At 67.4% G+C, this 19,926-nt stretch carries 19 protein-coding genes and 1 pseudogene; 10 read left to right on the top strand and 10 right to left on the bottom strand.

Annotated features, from left to right (window positions below; genetic code table 11):
* The first annotated feature begins 4 nt into the window (after nt 1–4).
* From ugpC to soxR, 6 genes are all read left to right on the top strand, one after another.
* Nucleotides 5–1,072, top strand: coding sequence for a sn-glycerol-3-phosphate ABC transporter ATP-binding protein UgpC (ugpC, locus tag AB0M65_RS02055; protein WP_364019982.1), 1,068 nt, complete (start codon nt 5–7; stop codon nt 1,070–1,072).
* A complete protein-coding gene (locus tag AB0M65_RS02050; RefSeq protein WP_364019979.1) occupies nt 1,069–2,925 on the top strand; it encodes a DUF5107 domain-containing protein in 1,857 nt (618 codons plus the stop codon). The genes ugpC and AB0M65_RS02050 overlap by 4 nt, the downstream gene beginning before the upstream one ends.
* A gap of 126 nt (nt 2,926–3,051) precedes the next feature.
* A complete protein-coding gene (locus AB0M65_RS02045) occupies nt 3,052–3,837 on the top strand; it encodes a DeoR/GlpR family DNA-binding transcription regulator (protein ID WP_364019976.1) in 786 nt (261 codons plus the stop codon).
* A 254-nt stretch (nt 3,838–4,091) separates the two neighbouring features.
* The gene (locus AB0M65_RS02040) at nt 4,092–7,187 is read left to right on the top strand and encodes a TIM-barrel domain-containing protein (protein ID WP_364019973.1); all 3,096 of its coding nucleotides are present in this window, start codon (nt 4,092–4,094) and stop codon (nt 7,185–7,187) included.
* Nucleotides 7,188–7,401: 214 nt separating this feature from the next.
* Nucleotides 7,402–8,832, top strand: coding sequence for an MFS transporter (locus AB0M65_RS02035; RefSeq protein ID WP_364019970.1), 1,431 nt, complete (start codon nt 7,402–7,404; stop codon nt 8,830–8,832).
* Nucleotides 8,833–8,867: 35 nt separating this feature from the next.
* Nucleotides 8,868–9,335, top strand: a complete 468-nt coding sequence (gene soxR, locus AB0M65_RS02030; protein ID WP_364019968.1) for a redox-sensitive transcriptional activator SoxR — start codon at nt 8,868–8,870, stop codon at nt 9,333–9,335.
* Between the two features lie 56 nt (nt 9,336–9,391).
* Here the strand turns inward: soxR and AB0M65_RS02025 are convergent, their stop codons facing one another.
* Nucleotides 9,392–10,033 (bottom strand): NAD(P)H-dependent oxidoreductase, encoded by a 642-nt coding sequence (locus tag AB0M65_RS02025; protein WP_364019966.1) that lies wholly within the window; start codon nt 10,031–10,033, stop codon nt 9,392–9,394.
* 83 nt (nt 10,034–10,116) lie between these two features.
* Here AB0M65_RS02025 and AB0M65_RS02020 point away from each other — a divergent pair, with 83 nt between their 5' ends.
* Nucleotides 10,117–10,596, top strand: a complete 480-nt coding sequence (locus AB0M65_RS02020) for a MarR family winged helix-turn-helix transcriptional regulator (protein WP_364019963.1) — start codon at nt 10,117–10,119, stop codon at nt 10,594–10,596.
* On the opposite strand, the gene AB0M65_RS02015 is transcribed toward AB0M65_RS02020, so the two are convergent.
* Nucleotides 10,593–10,895 carry a DUF6506 family protein gene (locus AB0M65_RS02015; protein WP_364019960.1) on the bottom strand — a complete coding sequence of 101 codons (303 nt, stop codon included), beginning with the start codon at nt 10,893–10,895 and terminating at the stop codon, nt 10,593–10,595. The genes AB0M65_RS02020 and AB0M65_RS02015 overlap by 4 nt on opposite strands.
* A 141-nt stretch (nt 10,896–11,036) precedes the next feature.
* Nucleotides 11,037–11,834: a LysR family transcriptional regulator gene (locus AB0M65_RS02010; protein WP_364019957.1), complete on the bottom strand. Its 798-nt coding sequence runs from the start codon at nt 11,832–11,834 to the stop codon at nt 11,037–11,039.
* A 62-nt stretch (nt 11,835–11,896) separates the two neighbouring features.
* Between AB0M65_RS02010 and AB0M65_RS02005 the strand changes: the two genes are divergently transcribed.
* The gene (locus tag AB0M65_RS02005; protein WP_364019954.1) at nt 11,897–12,490 is read left to right on the top strand and encodes an ATP-binding protein; all 594 of its coding nucleotides are present in this window, start codon (nt 11,897–11,899) and stop codon (nt 12,488–12,490) included.
* A 17-nt stretch (nt 12,491–12,507) separates the two neighbouring features.
* On the top strand, nt 12,508–13,023 hold the full coding sequence (locus tag AB0M65_RS02000; protein ID WP_364019951.1) for a hypothetical protein: 516 nt from the start codon (nt 12,508–12,510) through the stop codon (nt 13,021–13,023).
* Nucleotides 13,024–13,072: 49 nt separating this feature from the next.
* Here AB0M65_RS02000 and AB0M65_RS01995 read toward each other — a convergent pair whose 3' ends face one another.
* The 5 genes from AB0M65_RS01995 to AB0M65_RS01975 form a co-directional block, all read right to left on the bottom strand.
* Nucleotides 13,073–13,786, bottom strand: coding sequence for an ABC transporter ATP-binding protein (locus AB0M65_RS01995; protein ID WP_364019949.1), 714 nt, complete (start codon nt 13,784–13,786; stop codon nt 13,073–13,075).
* Complete coding sequence (locus AB0M65_RS01990) at nt 13,776–14,549, bottom strand: ABC transporter ATP-binding protein (protein ID WP_364019948.1); 774 nt, start codon at nt 14,547–14,549, stop codon at nt 13,776–13,778. The genes AB0M65_RS01995 and AB0M65_RS01990 overlap by 11 nt, the downstream gene beginning before the upstream one ends.
* The gene (locus AB0M65_RS01985; RefSeq protein WP_364019945.1) at nt 14,546–15,685 is read right to left on the bottom strand and encodes a branched-chain amino acid ABC transporter permease; all 1,140 of its coding nucleotides are present in this window, start codon (nt 15,683–15,685) and stop codon (nt 14,546–14,548) included. Before AB0M65_RS01985 ends, AB0M65_RS01990 begins: the two co-directional genes overlap by 4 nt.
* A complete protein-coding gene (locus AB0M65_RS01980; protein ID WP_364019942.1) occupies nt 15,682–16,650 on the bottom strand; it encodes a branched-chain amino acid ABC transporter permease in 969 nt (322 codons plus the stop codon). Before AB0M65_RS01980 ends, AB0M65_RS01985 begins: the two co-directional genes overlap by 4 nt.
* 114 nt (nt 16,651–16,764) lie before the next feature.
* The gene (locus AB0M65_RS01975; RefSeq protein ID WP_364019939.1) at nt 16,765–17,919 is read right to left on the bottom strand and encodes a branched-chain amino acid ABC transporter substrate-binding protein; all 1,155 of its coding nucleotides are present in this window, start codon (nt 17,917–17,919) and stop codon (nt 16,765–16,767) included.
* A 475-nt stretch (nt 17,920–18,394) separates the two neighbouring features.
* Here AB0M65_RS01975 and AB0M65_RS01970 point away from each other — a divergent pair, with 475 nt between their 5' ends.
* On the top strand, nt 18,395–18,817 hold the full coding sequence (locus tag AB0M65_RS01970) for a hypothetical protein (protein ID WP_364020039.1): 423 nt from the start codon (nt 18,395–18,397) through the stop codon (nt 18,815–18,817).
* On the opposite strand, the pseudogene AB0M65_RS01965 reads toward AB0M65_RS01970, so the two are convergent.
* Nucleotides 18,792–19,421 (bottom strand): annotated as a pseudogene (locus AB0M65_RS01965) (LysR family transcriptional regulator); the annotation flags it as partial. The gene AB0M65_RS01970 and the pseudogene AB0M65_RS01965 overlap by 26 nt on opposite strands.
* 66 nt (nt 19,422–19,487) lie before the next feature.
* Nucleotides 19,488–19,916 (bottom strand): hotdog fold thioesterase, encoded by a 429-nt coding sequence (locus tag AB0M65_RS01960; protein ID WP_364019937.1) that lies wholly within the window; start codon nt 19,914–19,916, stop codon nt 19,488–19,490.
* Nucleotides 19,917–19,926 lie beyond the last annotated feature (10 nt).

Genomic DNA, 19,926 nt, shown 5'->3' with positions numbered 1-19,926 from the left:
CCTGATGGCCACCGTGACCTTCTCCGACACCACGCGGTTCTACGCCGGGGTGGAGCGCCCGGCTGTCGACGGCCTCGACCTCGAGGTCGCCGACGGCGAGTTCCTCGTACTGGTCGGCCCGTCCGGCTGCGGGAAGTCGACCACGCTGCGGATGCTGGCCGGGCTGGAAGGCGTCGACGACGGCTCCATCCACATCGGCGACCGCGACGTCACCGAACTGCCGCCGAAGGACCGGGACATCGCGATGGTGTTCCAGAACTACGCGCTCTACCCGCATATGTCGGTGGGGGAGAACATCGGCTTCCACCTGAAGCTGGCCAAGCTGCCCAAGGCCGAACGCGAACGCAAGGTGCGCGAGGCCGCGGCCGTGCTGGACCTGACCGAGTACCTGGACCGCAAACCCGCCAAGCTCTCCGGCGGGCAGCGGCAGCGCGTCGCGATGGGCCGGGCGATCGTACGCGAGCCGAGCGTGTTCCTGATGGACGAGCCACTGTCCAATCTGGACGCCAAACTCCGCGTGCAGACCCGGACCCAGATCGCGTCTTTGCAGCGACGGCTGGGCATCACCACGCTCTACGTCACGCACGACCAGGTCGAGGCGATGACCATGGGCGATCGGGTGGCGGTGTTGAAGGACGGGATCCTGCAGCAGTGCGATACCCCGGTCGGGCTGTTCGCGCGGCCGGTCAACGTCTTCGTCGCCGGGTTCATCGGCTCGCCCGCGATGAATCTGCTAAAGACCACTGTGGACATCGACGGCGCTGTCGCCGGCGGCACCCGGTTGCCACTGACCCCGGCGCAGCGGTCGGCGCTGACCGGTCCCGGCATCGTCGTCGGCGTCCGGCCGGAGGGCTGGACGATCGGGGACGGTGGCTACGAGGCCGTCGTCGAGGTCGTCGAGGAACTGGGCAGCGACCAGTACCTGTACTGCCGGGACGGCGACCGCGTGCTGACGGTCCGCACTCCCGGGATGGCTCCGTGGCAGCGTGGCGAGCCGATCTCACTGGCGCCGAAGCCGGGCACGGTGCACCTGTTCGACGCCGCCACCGGCGATCGGCTCCCGGACGCATGACCCGCCTGTACCGCACCGGGCTGGTCCTGCCCGCCGCCGGGCTGGGCCCAGAGAACCCGTTGCCGCCGTTACGGAAACCCGAAGCGGTGGCCAAGGTGTCCAATGTGGACGAACTGCCGCCGGACCTCGCGGCGGGCATCGGCTACGGCCGTCTGGACACCACACTGCCGTGTCTGCTGCAGGACGGTTACACCCGCGAGCGCCCCGAACGGGAACTTCCCGCGCTGGTACTGGAGAACGACCGGCTCCGCGCCACCGTACTGCCGTCGCTGGGCGGACGGCTGTACTCGCTCTTCCACAAGCCGTCCGGCCGCGAGCTGCTCTACCGCAACCCGGTGTTCCAGCCCGCGAACCTCGCCCTGCGGGACGCGTGGTTCGCCGGGGGCGTCGAGTGGAACCTCGGCAGCACCGGGCACACCACGCTGACCTGCGAGCCGATGTTCGCCGCCGAGATCGAAGGCCCCGACGGCACACCGGTACTGCGGCTGTGGGAATGGGAACGCACGCGCGACCTGCCGTACCAGCTCGACTTCTGGTTGCCTGACGAGTCGGACCACCTGCTCGTGGCGGTCCGGGTGCGCAACCCGCAGCCACACGACGTCCCGGTGTACTGGTGGTCGAATATCGCGGTGCCGCAGCGCCCGGACACCCGCGTGATCGCGCCGGCGACGCAGGCCTGGCACTACGGCTATTCGGGACGGCTGGACCTGGTCGACGTGGCCGGAGACCTGACTTATCCGGCTCGGGCCGACGCGGCCGCGGACTACTTCTTCGAAGTGGAGGGCACGCCCTGGATCGCGGCTGTCGACGGCGACGGCGCGGGACTGGCGCAGCAGTCCACGGCCCGGCTGCGCGGGCGGAAACTGTTCCTGTGGGGAGAGTCCGCCGGTGGGCGGCGCTGGCAGGACTGGCTGGCGCCCGGCGAGGACGGCTACCTGGAGATCCAGGCAGGCCTCGCCCGGACCCAGCTGGAGCATCTGCGGTTGCCGCAGGGCGAGAGCTGGGACTGGCTGGAGGCCTACGGCCCGGTCGACGTCGACCCGTCTCTAGCGCACGGGGACGACTGGGTGGCGGCTCGCGAGGCCGTCGCCGCGGGCCTGCCGTCGGCGAAGGTGCTGGACACCTACCACGACGATTGGCGCAAGATCGCCGACGTCACCCCGGAATCCTTTCTGGCGACCGGATCCGGCTGGGGCGCGCTGGAGAACCGGCGGGCGCCGATATGCCTGCCCGGCACGCCGTTCCCGGACAACTCGCTCGGTCCCGACCAGGAGCCGTGGCTCGCGCTTCTCGACGGACTGTCGCCCGCCGGGGACCCACTGGCCGTGCCCCCGGCGACGCTGGTGAACCGGTACTGGGCGGATCTGATGGAGTACGCCCCGGGGAACTGGCTGACCTGGTACCACCGCGGTGTCGCGCACTGGGCCGCCGGACGGCAGTCGGACGCGGTCCGCGCCTGGCGAGAGTCCGTCGCGGCCGAGGAGAACCCTTGGGCGCTGCGGAATCTCGCGGTCGCCACGTCCGGCCACGAAGCAGCATGGCTGTACCGGAGCGCGGTGGCCCTCGCGCCGTCGCTGCGCCCCCTGCTCGTCGAGGCGATCGCGGCGCAACTCTCCGCCGGGCTCCCGGACGAAGCGGCCGGATTGCTCGACGGGCTTCCCCGGGAAGGCCGGGTCGCCTTGCTGGCCGCCCGGACGCACCTCGCCCAAGGCGACGTCGCGGAGGCAAGAGCCGTCTACGACGCCGGATTCGAGGTGGCGAACATCCGCGAAGGAGAAACGTCCCTTTCGGACACCTGGACGGCGATTTCCGGCGAATCACTCCCGGAACGGTACGACTTCCGAATGAAGTGACCGGCCGGGCCAGGAGACCGGCGTGCCGCCCGCGGTGGACAACCGCGATGCAGCATACTGCTCGAAACAGTGGCCAACAGCGCAACGTGATGCGCGATAGGGCACGGCAAGCTAGGAGTGGCGCGGATGGCCCGGCACGAACGGCTGAGCACCCTGCTGGACCTGTTGGGACAGCGGGAGAAGATCGACGTCGAGGACGTGGCCGAGGAGTTGAACGTCTCCGCGGCCACGATCCGGCGCGACCTCGACCACCTCGCGGAACAGCAGTTGCTCACCCGCACCCGGGGTGGCGCGGTGGCCAACGATCTCGCCTACGACCTGCCGTTGCGGTACAAGACCGCGCGGCACGTACCGGAGAAGCAGCGGATCAGCGTCGCCGCGGCGTCGCTCGTCGCGCAGGGCATGGTGGTCGGCCTCAACGGCGGGACGACCACGGCCGGGGTCGCGCGGTCGCTGGCGACGCGGTCCGATCTCGCGAGCCTGCGTGATTCGCCGGGGCTGACGGTGGTCACCAACGCGCTGAACATCGCACACGAACTGGCCGTGCGGCCGCATGTGAAGATCGTCGTCACCGGTGGTGTCGCGCGCCCGCAGTCGTTCGAGCTGAGCGGCCCCCTGGCGACCCGGGTGCTCAGTGAGCTGACGATCGACCTGCTGTTCCTCGGTGTCGACGCGTTCGACGCCGAGGCCGGTGCTTTCGCCCACCACGAGGGCGAAGCGAGCATCAACCGGCTGATGGTCGAACGCGCCGAGCGTGTCGTCGCGGTCGCGGACGGCTCGAAGCTGGGCCGCCGCGCGTTCGCGCGGATCTGTGCGACGACGCAGGTGCACGCCTTGGTCACCGATTCCAACGCCGATCCGAAGGTGCTGCGCGCGTTCGAGGCCGCAGGGGTCGAGGTCCAGGCGGTCTGACCGGTCCGCTCCCGAGTGTCATGAAAGGGTCTTTCAGGACGTTTTTCGTCCTGAAAGACCCTTTCATGACATCCAGGGCACGAACACCCGTTGCCGCATAAGGATCTTCGTGCGACCCGACGAAAGTCGGCAGCACCGCTTCGGCGGATGACTTTGCGTGAACCGTGCGCTATACAGAGACCATATTGCGTATTCATGCGCGAAAGGTGTCTCGAATGAGCAGAGTTGCGCAATCCCTAAGTTCGCTGGCCGCAGTGGCATTACTTGGCCTTTCTCCGGTCGCGGCCCATGCCGCACCCGCGGCGGCGCCGTCCGGCAAGCTGGGGGATCTGACCGGTATTTCCGCCGAGGGCCCCACGGTCACGATGAAGTCGGGAAGCGCCGCGGTGCGCGTCAGCTTCCCGGCCGAAGGAGCGGTCCGCGTCTGGCTGGCGCCGGACGGCACGTTCACCGATCCCGCCGGGAGCAAGATCGTGCTGCCGCGCGAGGGCGCCCCGGTCACGCCGAAGAAGGCCGACAAGGGGGACTACTGGGCCATTTCCACCGGCAAGGCGACGTTGCGGGCGTACAAGCATCCGATGCGGCTCGCGTTGTACGACGGCGCGGACCGCAAGCGGCTCTGGGAGGAGTCGGCGCCGCTGTCCTGGACCGGCAAGCAGACCACGCAGACCCTGGCGCGGACGTCGAGCGAACAGTTCGTCGGCGGTGGCGAGCAGAACGGCCGCTTCAGCCATCGTGATCAGACGATCCGGATCTTCGCGGATTACAACTGGGATGACGGCGGAGCGCCGAATTCACAGCCGTTCTACGCCTCCACGGCCGGGTACGGCGTACTGCGCAACACATTCGCGCAAGGCACCTACGCCTTCACCGAACCGGTGCGCACCACGCACGACGAGCGCCGCTTCGACGCGACGTACGTGGTCGGCGACGGGCTCAAGGACGTCATCACCGGCTACACCGATCTGGTCGGAAAGCCTTTCCTGCCACCGCTGTACGGGCTCGAAACCGGTGACGCCGACTGCTACCTGCACAACGCCAACCGCGGCGAACGGCATACGCTGGACGCGGTGAAGATCGCCGAGGGCTACACCGAGCACGGGATGCCCAACGGCTGGATGCTCGTCAACGACGGTTACGGCTGCGGGTACGAAAACCTCCAGCAGACGGGCGAGGGACTGCGCAAGAACGGCATGCAACTCGGGCTGTGGACCGAGAACGGCGTCCCGAACCAGGCCGAAGAAGTCAAGGCGGGTGTGCGGGTCCGCAAACTCGACGTCGCGTGGGTCGGCCCGGGCTACCAGTTCGCGCTGGACGCCTGCGACACCGCGCACAAGGGCATCGAGGACAACAGCGACGCACGCGGGTTCGTCTGGACACCGGTCAGCTGGGCGGGTGCCCAACGCTGCGGTGTGCTGTGGAGCGGCGACCAGGCCGGTTCCTACGACTACATCAAATGGCAGATCCCGACCTACGCCGGCGCGACGACGTCCGGCATCGCGTACAACACCGGCGACATCGACGGCATCTTCGGCGGCAGCCCGCAGACCTACGCCCGTGACCTGCAGTGGAAGTCGTTCCTGCCGGTCTCGATGACGATGGACGGCTGGGCCGCGTCGGACAAGCAGCCGTGGCGCCACGGCGAGCCGTTCACCTCGATCAACCGCAAGTACCTGCTCCTCAAAGAGCGGCTGATGCCCTACACCTACAGCCATTCGGTGGAGGCGCATCAGACCGGCGTCGGCCAGGTTCGCCCGCTGGCGCTCGAATACCCCGACGACCCGAACGTCTGGAGCGAGAAGGCGAAGTACGAATTCCTGTCCGGCAAGGACTTCCTCGTCGCGCCGGTGTACGAGAACTCGACCGTCCGCAATGGCATCTATCTGCCAAAGGGCACCTGGGTCGACTACTGGAGCGGCAAGACCTACACCGGACCGGCCACTGTGGACGGTTACGACGCGCCGCTCGACACCCTGCCGCTGTTCGTCCGTGCCGGAGCCGTGGTGCCGATGTGGGCCGAGGGCACGAAGTCGTGGCAGACCAGGGACAAGGGTGTCCTCGACCTCGACGTTTATCCTCAGGGCAAGGGGTCGTTCACACTCACCGAGGACGACGGCGTCACTCGCGCCTACAAGAACGGTGACCAGGCGAAACAGACGTTCACCGTGGACGCGCCGACGTCCGGCCTTGGCACGGTGACCGTCGGAATCGGGGCCAGTACGGGCTCCTACGCCGGGAAGCCCGCGTCGCGGAACTATCAGCTGACCGTCCACACGGGAAGCAAACCCGCGGCCGTCCTGGCCGGGACGTCGATCCTGCGGCAGTACGGCAGCAAGGCCGAACTGGACGCGGCGCCGTCGGGCTGGTGGTTCGATCCGGCGACCGGCGGGGTCGCGCGGGTCAAGACCGGCAAGGTCGGTGCCGGTGACCGGCAGGACGTCCGGCTGTTCGGCACCAGCGCGGTCGGCGGGATCTTCCCCGAGGATCGCAACGGTTCCGTCGCGCTTTCCGTACCGGCGGTCGCCGGTCCCGGCCAGACCGCGACAGGTACGCTGAGCTTCACCAACGGCACGCCGCTGCCGGTCCGGGACGTCTCGTTCTCCTTGCCCGCCAACGGCTTCCGCGTCGAGGTCCCCGCCGGTCCCCGGCTGGTGATGCCTGGCAAGACCGTCAAGGTCCCGGTGAAGGTGACGCCGGACGCGGGTATCGAACCGGCCGACTACCAGCTCACCGCGACCGCGTCGTACCGGGCGCGGCTGGGGGAGAACCGGGTGACCGACTCGGTGACAGTGACCGTCCCGCACGGTTCGCTGGCCGCGGCCTACGGCAATGTCGGCGTCACCGACGCGGCTCATGTCGCGGTGGGTGATGTCGACGGTGGCGGCAGCAGCTTCCGTGCCGAAGGCCTCGCCGAAGCGGGACTCAAACCAGGTGCGGGCTTCACCGCCCTCGACGCTCAGCTGACCTGGCCGGACGCCGGAACGGGCGCGAAGGACAACGTCCTCGCGTCGGGTCAGACGATCGCGGTGCGGGGTACCGGGGCCAAACTGGTGCTGACGGGAACCGGCACAGGAACGGCGAAGGGCACTGTCGTCGTCCGCTACGCCGACGGCAGCACGAGTCAGGCCGAACTCGGCTTCCCCAACTGGTGCTGCGCGGATCCCGCCCAGTACGGCGCGATGACGGTGGCGACCGTGATGGGCAAGAACACCCGTACCGGCTCGGCTTACCCGACGACGCCGTACCGGGTGTTCGCCAACTCCGTGCCGCTGACGGCAGGCAAGGAGGTCGTCGCGGTGACGCTGCCGTCCAATAGCGCGATGCACGTGTTCGCGGCGGGGATCGGTTAGGTCTCGTGAGTGGTAATGACGGGAGTTCTCACCGTCATTACCACTCACGCCCCCGGGTCTGACCCGCCTTCACCAGCGCGTTTGACCTCAACCTCAGTTGAGCTGATCAGCTGTTCGCCGACTACCTCGGGACGAGAGAAAGCGAACAGCGATGACGAACAGCACGACCCCACCCCTCTCTCCACCTCAAGCTTCGGTGGATCGACAGTCCCGGTTGACACTTCCGGCGATCCTGGTCGGCGTCGTGCTGGTCGCGATGTCGATCTCGGGGACCGCGGTGGCGCTGCCGAGTATCGGCCGTGATCTCGATGCCTCCGGCACCCCGCTGAACTGGGTCGTCGCCGGTTACAACCTGGCCTTCGCGGCCATGACGCTCATCACGGGATCCACCGCCGACCGCGTCGGCCGCCGACGGGTGTTCGTCGTCTCGGCGCAGATCTTCGCGGCCGGATTTCTCGGGACCGCGCTGAGTCCGGCGATTGCCGTCACCGACATCGCCCGCATTGTCTCCGGCGTCGGCGGCGCCGGGATCATGGCGGCCGGCGGCGCCATCCTCGCCTCCAGCTACGACGGGGCGGCCCGCAATCGCGCCTTCGCACTGATGGGAACCATGGCCGGGGTCGGCATCGCCATCGGCCCCACCCTGTCGGGCCTGCTGATCAGTGCGACCGGCTGGCGGGGAAGCTTCGTGGTCTTCACGGTCATCGGCTTGCTGGTCGCCTTGGGCGGGACCCGTGCCCGCGAGTCCCGTGCGGCCGAGGCCGACCGGGCGGACTGGGTGGGCAGTGTCCTGTTCGTCGCCGCACTGACCCTGCTGATGTTCGCGCTCCTGGAGGCGCCCGCGCTCGGCTGGTCTCATCCGGTCATCCTGTTCACTGGCATCGCCGGTCTGGTCGTGCTGGTCGTCTTCGGCCTCGTGCAGCGGCGCAGTGCCGCTCCGGTGCTGGCGCCCGAACTGGTCGCCAACCGCGGTTTCCTTGGCTGGAGCCTGGCGACGCTGACCACCTCCGTCGGATTCCTCGGTGTCCTGGTCTTTCTGCCCACCTACCTGCAGGCGGCGGCAGGGCTCTCGCCCGCGGCCTCGGGGGTGACGATGCTGTTGCTGACCGCCCCGGTGCTGATCATGCCCATGGTGGCGGTGGCCTTGGTGAACAAGGGCGTTCCGGCCCGGCTGCTGATCATGATCGCGCTGATTCTGGTCGTGGCCGGGAACCTGTGGCTGGTGACGTTGAACGCCGACGACGCTGTCGTGGCCGTCGCGGCACCGTTGGTGATGATCGGAGTCGGTATGGGTGCGTCCTTCGGCATCACCGACGGCCAGGCCATGGCCCTCGTTCCGGCCGACGCCGTCGGTATGGCGGCCGGCTTCCTCAACACCCTGCGAGGAGCGGCCGAGGCTCTCGTGATCGCCGCGTACAGTGCCTCCATCGTCGGTCTCCTCGCGGCAAGGCTCGGCGACACGGACCTCGCCGCCAGGGTCGGCGCCGGACGCCTCACCGGCGGGGCCGAGGCCGGGGAACTCGACGCCTTCACCTGGTCATGGCGGCTGACCCAGCTCGGCGTGGGCCTGCTCTGTCTCGTACTGTCGATCGTCGTGGCCGTCCTGATCCACAGCCGCGCCAAGACGTCCCGTAGCACCACCTGACCACCGGCGTCCCGAACGAGTGAGGAACGGCTATCGTGCGCGCCAGTCCGGAAGACCATCTCACGATCGGTGAGGTCATCGATCGGACCGGCGTGCCCGCTTCCGCCTTGCACTTCTACGAACGCAAGGGCCTGATTTTCAGCGAACGCACCAGTAGCAATCAGCGGATCTTCTCCCGGCACATGCTCCGCCGGATCTCCTTGATCCTGGTGGCCAAACGCCTCCACATTCCGCTGACGGACGTCGCCGAGGTCTTCGACGGCCTTCCCGCCGATCGCGCCCCCACCCATCGGGACTGGCAACGGGTCTCCCGGCGCTGGAAGAGACAACTGGAGGAACGCCGCCGCGCCCTCGAGTCACTCGAACACGAGCTCACCGGCTGCATCGGCTGCGGTTGTTTGTCGATGAAAGCGTGCCTGCTCCTCAACCCTGACGACGCCCTCCAGGGGCGTGGCCCCGGACCGGTGCGGCTCCAGCAACCCGGGGCCGCCCCCTCCGCATGACGGGCGCGGTACTAAGTGCCGAGGCCCCGTGGCCCCGTTGGCGGCGGGGCCACGGCTCAGACCGCTACTGGACTCCACAGTGCGTCGATGGCGCGTTCGGCGGCCGCCTGGCTTTCGTCGGCCAGCGGGATGAGCTCCGCCATCGCCGGGTTGATCTTCGCCAGCGTCAGCTCGGCGGTGACGAAACGTGGTTCGAGGCCGGTCAGCGCCACGCCATGGGAGATCCAGGTCTGGGCGTGGTCCCATCCCTCGCGCGGGGTGCCCTCGCCGTAACCGCCGCCGCGTGAGGCGAGCACGATGAAGTCGCGCCCGCTGAGCAGTCCTTCACGGGTCTCCGGGTGTATCGACAGCCCGGGCACGATGAGGTGGTCGACCCAGGCCTTGACCGTGCTCGGCGCGCCGAAGTTGTAGAGCGGCAGGCCCAGCAGGACGGCGTCGGCCGCCTTCACCTCGTCGACCAGTTCCGTCATGAGCCGCCACGCCGCGGCCTGCTCGGCGTCGTGCTGATCCGGCGGCGTCGACCTGGCCGCGTTGCTCGCGGCGTCGAAATGCGGCAGGGGAGCGGTGCCGAGGTCGCGGTAGGTGACCGTGCCGTCCGGATGCGCCGCGCGCCAGGTCGCGGCTGCCCGCGCGCTGAGACGGCGGCTGGTCGAGTTCTCGCCCGAGATGCTCGAGTCGATATGCAGCAGATGTGTCATGCCTATTATCTTGCACAGATCGTTTGTGTAACGCAAACCATTGATGATGTGGCGACCATAACGTGGGAACGTACACTTGACGCGTGTCCGAACTCCCGGTCGTGAACCAGCCCCCGCACCGCTGCGGCGCGCTGCTCGACCACGTCACCCGCCGGATCCGGCTGCGCAGCGAGTCCGTCCTGGCGCCACTCGGCCTGCGCCCGCGGCACCTCGTCGCCTTGACCGTGCTGCGTGACCGCCGGGGCTGCTCCCAGCAGGACCTCGCGAAGACACTGGAAATGGACGGCACGAATGTCGTCGGGCTGCTCAACGACCTGGAGTCCGCGAACCTCGTCGAGCGACGGCGTTCACCGGAGGACCGACGGCGGCATATCGTCGAGCTCACCGACGTCGGAATCAAACAGCTCGTGAAAGCCGAATTCGCCCTCGCCGGGGTCGAGGACGACGTGCTCGGCGGGCTCGACCCCGATCAGCGCGAGACGCTGTACAACCTGCTGTACCTGGCGTCCAGCCGCACCGAGGCCGTCGCCTGCGTCGAGGCGGCGAACGTCGACGACTGCTAGGCCCCGAGACCGAACAGGTCGTGAAGCTGTTCCGTGGCTTCGGCGCCGTACATGACGCTTCCGATCGGAACCGTGCTTCCCACCGCGTCGATCACCCGCGCTGTCCACACGGGACCGAACGCGCCGCACAGCTCGATCAGCTGCGCCCCTTCGTCGACCAGCCGCCGGGCCGCGGCGACGACCTGGTCCACGCGGCCGACCCCGATCAGCACCGTCAGGCACTGCCCACTGTCCACACGGGACACGTCCCGCGCCGGGTCGCACCCATCGGCCAAGTACACGAAACCCCACTGTCGCATGACATTCCTCCTCCGTCGTCGGGCACCCTAAGGTAATCGCGAAACGCGTGGTGCCGTCCACGAGGCGAATCCGTACGGCCGTTCGGGATCACCGAAGAGGGGAGGTCGGGCGGGCAGCGTGAAAGTCCGATGTGGTCGCTGTCATACCAGCGCCGCGATCCGATCCGAAGACGCGTGCGCCGGATCCCACACGAGCGCGTGCCGGACGACCGGCGGCTTCCGCAGCGGCAACCACCGCAGACCTTCGGCCGGTTCCTCCCGGGGACGCAAGGCGACGACGTCGCCGCCGTGCCGCAATTCGGCGACGAACAGCGACCGCCGAGGCGGTCCGGCGCGGACGTGAGCCGGCCGCCAACCCGCCGCGGCGCAGTCCTCGAGCAGCCTGTCGTGATAGCCGGGAGCCAGCTTTCGTTCGTACAGAAGGAGGTCCAGCCCGGCGAGGTCGTCCCAGCCCACGTCGTCGAGCCGGGCCATGGAGTGAGCGTCGGAGACGAGCGCACCCAACGGTCTTTCGCTCACGACGGCGACGCACAGACCGTCCACGTCTTCCGGCAGGGCGAGCAGACCGACGTCGAGCGCGCCGCGGCGGAGGAGTTCGAGCTGCCGTGCGGCGGACAGGTCGTCGATCTCCACCGCTTCCGCGTACAGGGTCGCGAGGACGGTCGGCGGCGCGCCCGGCGTCACGCCGACGCGGAGCGGCCGGCCCATGGTGTCGCGGACAGCCCGCGCGCCGAGTTCGGTCTCCTCCAGTATCCGTCGGGCGTGGGGGAGCAGCGCCAGCGCGGCGGCGGTGGGCGTCATCCCCGCTTGGGTCCGGACGAACAAGGTCGCGTCCAGCTCCTGTTCCAGCGCGATGATTTGCTGGCTGAGCGACGACGCGCGGATGCCGAGACGCTCCGCCGCGCGGGTGAGATGCCCTTCCTCCGCCACGGCGCACATATATCGAAGACGTCTTAACTCCACAGGCGCACAGTAGCCCCAAACCAGGCAGAATCGTCGGGGTGAGTGACGCAGACGCCGGATGGCACAACACCACGCACGACTGGGCCGGTTCGATCGATGCCGAGCATTTGGCGCTGGTCCGCCGGAACCCGGAGGAATTCGCGCCAGGCGGGGTTCCGCACCTCGTACTCGAAGTGCTTGCCTATGCGGCCGAGGAGGCCGAAAGCACCGCTGGTGGACATGCCACCGTCACGGTCCATCCCGACGGTTCGGTCTCCGTGGCGGACGACGGACGGGGCACCGCCACCCGGGCCGACGGACACGGTGGCTTCGTGAAGAAACCGGTCATGTCGACCAGTGATCTGCGCTTCTTCGATTTCCCTGGCGAGCAAATGCTTTCGGACGGCCGCCCGCGTCGCGGTGTGTCGGTCGTGGCCGCGTTGAGCGAATGGCTCGTGCACACCAACCGGCGTCACAACGGATCTTGGAAGCAGCGTTACGAACGTGGTGTCCCGGTCACCGACCTGACGCCCATCGCCGACGACGGCACGACCGGGACGACGGTGCACTTCTCGCCGGGCGCGGAAGTCGGCCCTGTGCGGCTGCCGGATGTCGACGGATGGCCGTACTCGACTGTGGAGATCGTCCGATGAGAAGAAGCCTGACGGCTATGGCACTGTCCGTTCTCCTGCTGACCGGCTGCTCCGGCGGCCGGCCCCAGCAGGCCCCCGCCAAACCCGTCTACGACCTGCCCGCGCGCGAGGTCCGGCCGGACGAGACCGCGTTGCATCTCACGGCGGCGCTCAACGGGGAGACCGAGTTCTTCCTCATCGGACTGGCCACCGGACTCCCCAGCCTCACCGGCAGCCACACCGAATTCGAGGCGAAAGGGCAATTCGTCCGGCTCCGGCTGGTGGTGACCGGGAAAGGCGTGTCCGGAATCGTCTTCGACACCCGGCGCCAGCAGCTCGTCACCGAGTCCGGCGCCGTGATCGGGGTCGACAACCAGGCCATGACGATCAAGCGGCAGCCCGACAAGGTCGAACTCGGCCGCGGTGTGCGGGTCGAGTTCGACCTCTACTTCGACCTCCCCAAGGAGGCGAAACCCTTGATACTGCGGGCTTTCGGCGGTCCGACACTGACCGACATGAAGAACCTCACCGGTACCGACATCAAACTGGGCTGACAAGGACAGGGCCCCGCCGCGAGAAGCGACGGGGCCCTGTCGAAAGGCGTCAGACGCCGAGGTCACCACCGAGGTAGGCGGCCCGCACCTGCGGGTCGTCCAAGAGCTCGGAGCCGCGGGCACTCTTGACCACTTCACCGGTCTCCAGCACGTACGCGCGGTCGGAGAGCTTCAGCGCCTGCTGCGCGTTCTGCTCCACCAGCAGGACCGTGGTCCCGCGTTTGTTGATCTCGCGGATGATGTCGAAGATCTGCGCGATCAGCATCGGCGCCAGGCCCATGGACGGCTCGTCGAGCAGCAGCACCTTGGGTTTGGTCATCAGCGCGCGGCCGATGGCGATCATCTGCTGCTCACCACCGGACATCGTGCCGCCGAACTGGGTCTTGCGTTCGTTCAGCCGCGGGAACAGCTCGTAGACCTCTTTGAGGTCGGCCTTCAGGTCGTCCTTGCGGGTGTACGCACCCATCAGGAGGTTTTCCTGCACCGTCATACCGGGGAACACGCCCCGGCCTTCCGGTGACTGGCCGATCCCGAGTTCGACCCGTTTGTGACCGGGTGTCTTCGAGATGTCCTTGCCGTCGAAGAGGATCCGGCCGCTGGTCAGCGGACGCAGGCCCGAAATCGTCTTCAGCGTCGTGGTCTTGCCGGCGCCGTTGGCCCCGATGAGCGAAACGATCTCGCCCTCGCCGACCTCGATGGTCATTCCCTTGAGCGCGGCGATCTTCCCGTAGTGGACGTTGATGTCCTGAACCTCAAGAAGCATCTTCCGCCACCCCCAGGTAAGCCTCGATCACCTTCTGGTTGTTCTGCACCTCTTGGGGGAGCCCTTCTGCGATCTTCTGGCCGAAGTCGAGTACCGCCAGCCGGTCGCTGATGTGCATGACCAGGCTCATGTCGTGCTCGATGAGGAGCACGGTGCGGCCGTCGTCACGGATCTTGCGGATCAGCTGCTGCAACGAGTTCTTCTCCGCCGGGTTCATCCCGGCGGCCGGCTCGTCGAGCAGCAGCAGCTTCGGATCGGTCGCGAGCGCACGCGCGATCTCCAGACGGCGCTGGTCGCCGTAGGAGAGGTTCTTCGCGGTGTTGTGCTCCACCCGGCCGATGCCGACGAAGTCGAGCAGCTCCCGGGCCAGCTCGCGGCCCCGCTTCTCTTCCCTGCGGTGCACCGGAAGGCCGAGGGTCGCGGAAATCGCCCCGGTCTTGTGGTGCGAGTCGGCGCCGACCATCACGTTCTCCAGCGCCGACATGTTGTGGAACAGCCGGATGTTCTGGAACGTACGGGCGATCCCTGCCTGGTTGATCTTGAACCGCTTCATCCCGTCGACCCGGGCGCCGTTGAAGCGCACCTGGCCCTCGGTCGGCGCGTAGACACCGGTGACCACGTTGAACACCGTGGTCTTGCCTGCACCGTTCGGCCCGATCAGCGCGAAGATCTCACCCTGGTTGATGGTGAGGTTGACTTCCTTCAACGCCGTGACACCGCCGAAGCGCATGGTCACGTTATCGAATTCGAGCAGTGCGCTCATTTCGTCACCTCCGCCGAAGCCTCGGAATCCGGACCCGCGACTTCGGCGCCCATGGCACCCATCCCGCCCGTTCCCTCACGTAGTTCCGCCTTGCGCTGCCGCGACGGCAGCAGACCTTCCGGCCGCAGCGCCATCATCAGCACGAGTACGAAACCGAAGATCAGGATGCGGTACTCGGACATGAACCGGAACCGTTCCGGGAGCCAGGCGACCAGGAAGGCACCGAGGATCACGCCGGGCAGGTTTCCCGCGCCACCAAGTACGACGGCCGCGAGAATGGTCGCCGAAAGGATGAACGGGAAGTTGTTCGGTTCGATGAAGACGGCCTTGCTGGCGTAGACCACACCGGCCATCCCGCCGAGCATGGCGCCGATGGCGAAAGCGAGCAGCTTGAACTTGAACGTCGGGACGCCCATCAGTTCGGCGGCGTCCTCGTCCTCGCGGATGGCGGCCCACGCCCGCCCGACCCGGCTCCGGTGCAGCCGCACCGAGAAGACGATCGCGATCACGATCGCAGCCAGGACCAGGTAGTAGTACGGCGCCGGGTCGAGCAGGAACTCGACCCCGAACATCGGCTCGGGGTGCGGCACGTTGGTGATACCGCGGGCGCCGCCGATGCCGTCGCTGTTGTTCGCCGTGATCCGGACGATCTCACCGAAGCCGAGCGTCACGATCGCCAGGTAGTCACCGCGTAGCCGGAGCGTCGGCGCACCGAGGATGACGCCGGACATCGCGGCAAGGAAGATCCCGAGGAGCAGCGTGCCCCAGAAGCCCCAGCCGTACTTGGTGCCCATCGACGCCAGCGTGTACGCGCCGATCGCGAAGAACGCGACGAACCCGAGGTCCAGCATGCCCGCGTGGCCGACCACGATGTTCAGGCCGATCGCCAGCAGGATGTAGATCCCGACCGGGAAGATCAGGACGCTCGTCCAGTCCGAGTCCGGCGACATGAACGAGCCGATCGCCGGTGCCGGCAGGATCAGCGCGCCGATGATCAGGGCGAGGTAAACGCCATAACGCTGCCAGTGCGGGGCATGCGCCCACCAATCCCGCATCCCGTCGACGGGGTGAAACCCGGCGCGCGCGGGCGTTCCGTTTGCTGGGGACTCTTCAGCCACTTCTTCGTTGCCCTTCATGCGCGTGCCCGCTGCAGCGATTCACCGAGAATGCCGGTGGGACGGAACATCAGGACCAGCACCAGTACCACGAAGGCGGTGACGTCCTTCCATTGTGAACCGAAGAAGATGGAACTCCAGTTCTCCACCAGGCCCAGCACGATGCCACCGAGCAGGGCGCCGCGCAGGTTGCCGATACCTCCCAGCACGGCCGCGGTGAACGCCTTGATGCCAAGGAGGAAGCCGATACGGTAATCGGTGTTCTCGTATTCCATGATGTACAGCGCCGCGGCGACGCCTGCCATGGCACCACCGAGCAGGAACGTGATGCGCACGATCCGGTCGATGCTGACACCCATCAGCACGGCGGCTTCGGGATCCTGTGCGGTGGCACGGATACCGCGGCCGATGCGGGTGCGGCTGACCAGCTGGTCCAGGCCGACCATCATGATCACGGCGCCGACGATGACGAAGACGTGGTCCGTGCGCACGACGCCGTTGCCGATGTGGAACAGCTCGTCGTGCGGGATGAACCGCGGCGCGTTCTGTTGCACACGACCGGATTTGCCGGTGATCCACTCGATGATGTGTAGCCCGAACGCCTCCTGGAGGAACAGCGAGGCGCCGATGGCGGAGATCAGCGCGGCCAGGCGGGTCGCGCCCTTCTTGCGGAGCGGCCGATAGGCCACCTGTTCCAGCAAGACGGCCGCGCCGCCGGATACGGCGGCCGAAGCGATGATGATCAGCAGCAGTACGGCGATCATCCCGAAGACGCCGAGTGTGATCGAGCCGCCGCCCGCGAGGGTGATCAGGATGAACAGGGACGTGACCGTCCCGATCATGAAGATCTCTGAGTGTGCGAAGTTGATGAGCCGGAGCACGCCGTAGACCATTGTGTAGCCGAGGGCGATGAGAGCGTAGATGCTTCCGGCGACCAGTCCGCCGATGGTGCTACCGAGGAACTGGGCTTGCAGATCTTGAAGCATGACGTGGATGCCTTACCTGACGGGGCGAGGATTTCTTTCGCCACATTTGCGGGAAGCGGGGGAGCTGTGCCCGCACAGCGCCCCCGCTTCCGTTAGGTGTTCCTACCTGCTCCGTCAGCCGTTGAGCTTGGCTTCGGTCGAGATGCCGAGGTTCTTGAGAACTCCACCGGTGACCTGGTAGACGTTGATCGCGTCCGTCGACGGTTCGCCGTTCTCCTTGAACTTGACCTGCTTCGAGGCACCCTTGAAGTCGACCGTCTTGAGGGCTTCGTTGATCTTCTCCGAGGTGGTGTTGCCCGCCTTGACCGCGTTGATGATGGCGGTCGCGGCGTCGTAGCCCTCGCTCGAGTAGATCGCCGGGTCGATCTTGTACGCGGCCTTGTACTTGGTGCTGAACTCGTCGCTGGAGCCGGGGTCCGGGATGTTGCAGGGGCAGCCGACGACGGCCTTCTCGGCGGCCGCGGCACCCGCACCGCTGACCAGCTGAGCGTCGAGCGAACCGTCACCGGTGGCGAAGGTGGCGGTCACACCGCCGTCACGCAGCTGCTTGAGCAGACGGCCACCCTGGGCGTAGTAGCCACCGAAGAGGATGATGTCCGGGTTCGCGGCCTTGACCTTCTGCACGGTCGAGGAGTAGTCCGACGCGTCCTTGGCGAACTTGTCGCGCTCGGCCGGGACGTTCTTTTCCTTCAAGGTCTTCTCGAAGTTGTCAGCAAGGCCGACACTGTATTCCTGGTCGTCCGAGATGACGTAGGCCTTCTTGGGCGACTTCGCCGTGATGAGGAAGTTGGCGATGGCCGGGCCCTGGCTGGCGTCGCTCGCGACGACGCGGTGCCAGTACTTCCAGCCGTTCGTGGCAAGCCCCGCGTTGGTGGCCGATGGCGAGACACTCGGGATCTTGTTCTGCTCCAGCTGACCGCCGATGGCCTTCGACTCACCGGAGAAGGCCGGGCCGATCAACGCGGTGATCTTGTCCTGGCCGACGGCGGTCGCGATCAGCGACGTCGCCTGCTCGGGCTTGCCCTGGCTGTCGTACTCCTTGAGCTCCAGCTTCGTCGCCGGATTCGTCTTGTTGTACTCGTCGAAAGCGAGCTTCGCGCCGTTGCGGGGCGGGATGACGATCCCGGAGTTCTCACCGGTGAGGTCACCCATGAACCCGATCTTCAGCGTGCTGCTGTCACCGCTGCCGGACGAGCTGCTGCCGCCAGCGCAGCCTGCCAGCGCAAGCGATGCAGCCGCCGCGACGGCGAATACCCGTCCAAAACGCACTCCTGACACCGACTACCTCCCATGACCAACCAGCCGCCGGTAGGCGTTGCCCCCGACACAGGGGCTAGGTTAGGGCAGGAAGATATCCCCCTACGCCATGATCTGCACAGACGCCCATCACTCTGTGTCCACATCGTGACGGTCGAAACCAGAACGAATTGCACGAAAAGGCGAATGTTGCCGGTTGACGGGTCTTCGCTGGTCACGCTGGGGATTCACCGCTACCACGTCGATCATGCTTGCGGGTAATGATCCTGTTTCGGCCGCGTACTTGCGCCTTTTCCCCCTTCGCGGGCGGCCGTTCGTCGTAGCAATGTTGCCCCAAAGGGCGTCAAGGCTGCCTCCGGCGGCTGTCCGGTAGTGACAACCGATGGTTTGTCATCCAGGCCGAACGGCTGTTGGAGCAGGGCCCCGACCTCGCGGTTAGCTGTTCCCATGGCCGGAAAACACCGGTTCGGACCGGGAGAGAAGAACGATGAGTGTCGACCTGAGCGAAGCCGTTCAGCGAGGCGGCCATGGCGGCGGCGTTGCCGAGGCGGGACCTGCACGCGTGGCGGGTGCACCTCGGGTTGCCGATGACCGGGAAAGGGTTCCCCGAGGGGGATTCGAAGCGTTCTTCGGGCTTGCCACCGAGGACAACGTGCTCAACGTCGTGGAACCGTTGACCAGGCAGGTCGAGGCGGAGTTCCCGGCGGCGCCGGCCGGACCGCGCTCGCGACTGTCCATTGAGGACGGACCGATCGGCCTGGTCGGCGGCTCGCAAGTCGGCGGGGTGGCACCGCGGATGCTGACCAACGCCGAGCTCCCGGTGGCGGCGGCCGCGCTGGTGAATCCGGTGACGCAGGCGGCGCCGGTGATCGCCGCGAACGAGCTTCGAAAGGCAGGACACGCAGGTTGAGATCGGCGGAGAGGTCCATATCCGCGCCGGCGAGGTGATCCGTTGCTTGCCGTAGCGGGTCTGCTCCAGCGTGTGCCGGAGGTCGTAACTGACGCCGGACTGGTCGATCGGGACGCCGAATTCTTTGCATAGGCGTTGCAAATAAGAAAGCCATTCGACCGGGCCCGCCAATTGCGGGATCCAGCTCCCTTCGTCCTTGAGATCGGACAAAGGGGGGACCTGTTTCTTCGTCAGCGGATGTTCCGGGGGCAGGAGCGCGACCAGCGGTTCGAGCCGGACGAGCCGGTGGTCGAGTTCGGCGGGCACCTCACGGGCGAGGTCCGCGACGCGGCCGAACACGAGGTCGATCTCGCCGCGGACCAGCGGGTCGAGCGAGTTGGCCAGTCCGCGCCCGGCGACCCGTTCGACGGACCGGTTGGTGCGCCGGAAGAGCTGGGCCGACAGGGCGTCCTCAAGCTTCCGGACCCGCTTCGACAGCGCTTGCTGGGTCAGGAACAGGGATTCTGCCGCTCGACCGAAAGGACTGGTGGCCGGCGGTGGCGGCGAACGCCCGCACCTGAGCCGTGTCGAGGACTACCGCGGCACCGTCCTGCTCATGTGTCAGGAAAGGGTCTTTCAAGACGTTTTTCGTCCTGAAAGACCCTTTCCTGACACTCGGCAGGCTATCCGGTCAGGCGCCCGGCGGCCGTTCCCGTACGACGCAGGTCAGCCGCGCCGTGCACGAACGGCGTCCCTGGTCATCGGTCAGCACGATCTCCGCGGTGATGGTCCCGCGGCCGACGTGCACGGGCGTCGCGACGCCGGTCACCCGGCCCGAGCGGACCGCCCGGTGATGCGTGCACGAAAGTTCGAGGCCCATGGTGGCCTTGCCGGTGCCGGCGTTGAGCGCGGCGACCATCGAGCCGAGTGCCTCGGCGACGACGGCGTTGGCGCCGCCGTGGAGGAGGCCGTAGGGCTGGAGGTTGCCCTCGACCGGGATGCTGCCCACGACGCGTTCGGGACCGAATTCGCTGATTTCGAGCCCGATCTTGTCGTTGAGCTGCTGGCCGGCGAAGGCCGGGTCGATCCCGGCGAAGGATTCGAGGGCTTGTTCGGTCACGCAGAGCTCC

Origin of the sequence: Amycolatopsis sp. NPDC051071, from assembly GCF_040682875.1 — a bacterium.
Lineage (GTDB): Bacteria > Actinomycetota > Actinomycetes > Mycobacteriales > Pseudonocardiaceae > Amycolatopsis.
Note: the sequence above shows the minus strand (reverse complement) of the source record. Positions and strands in the feature narration are given on the sequence as shown.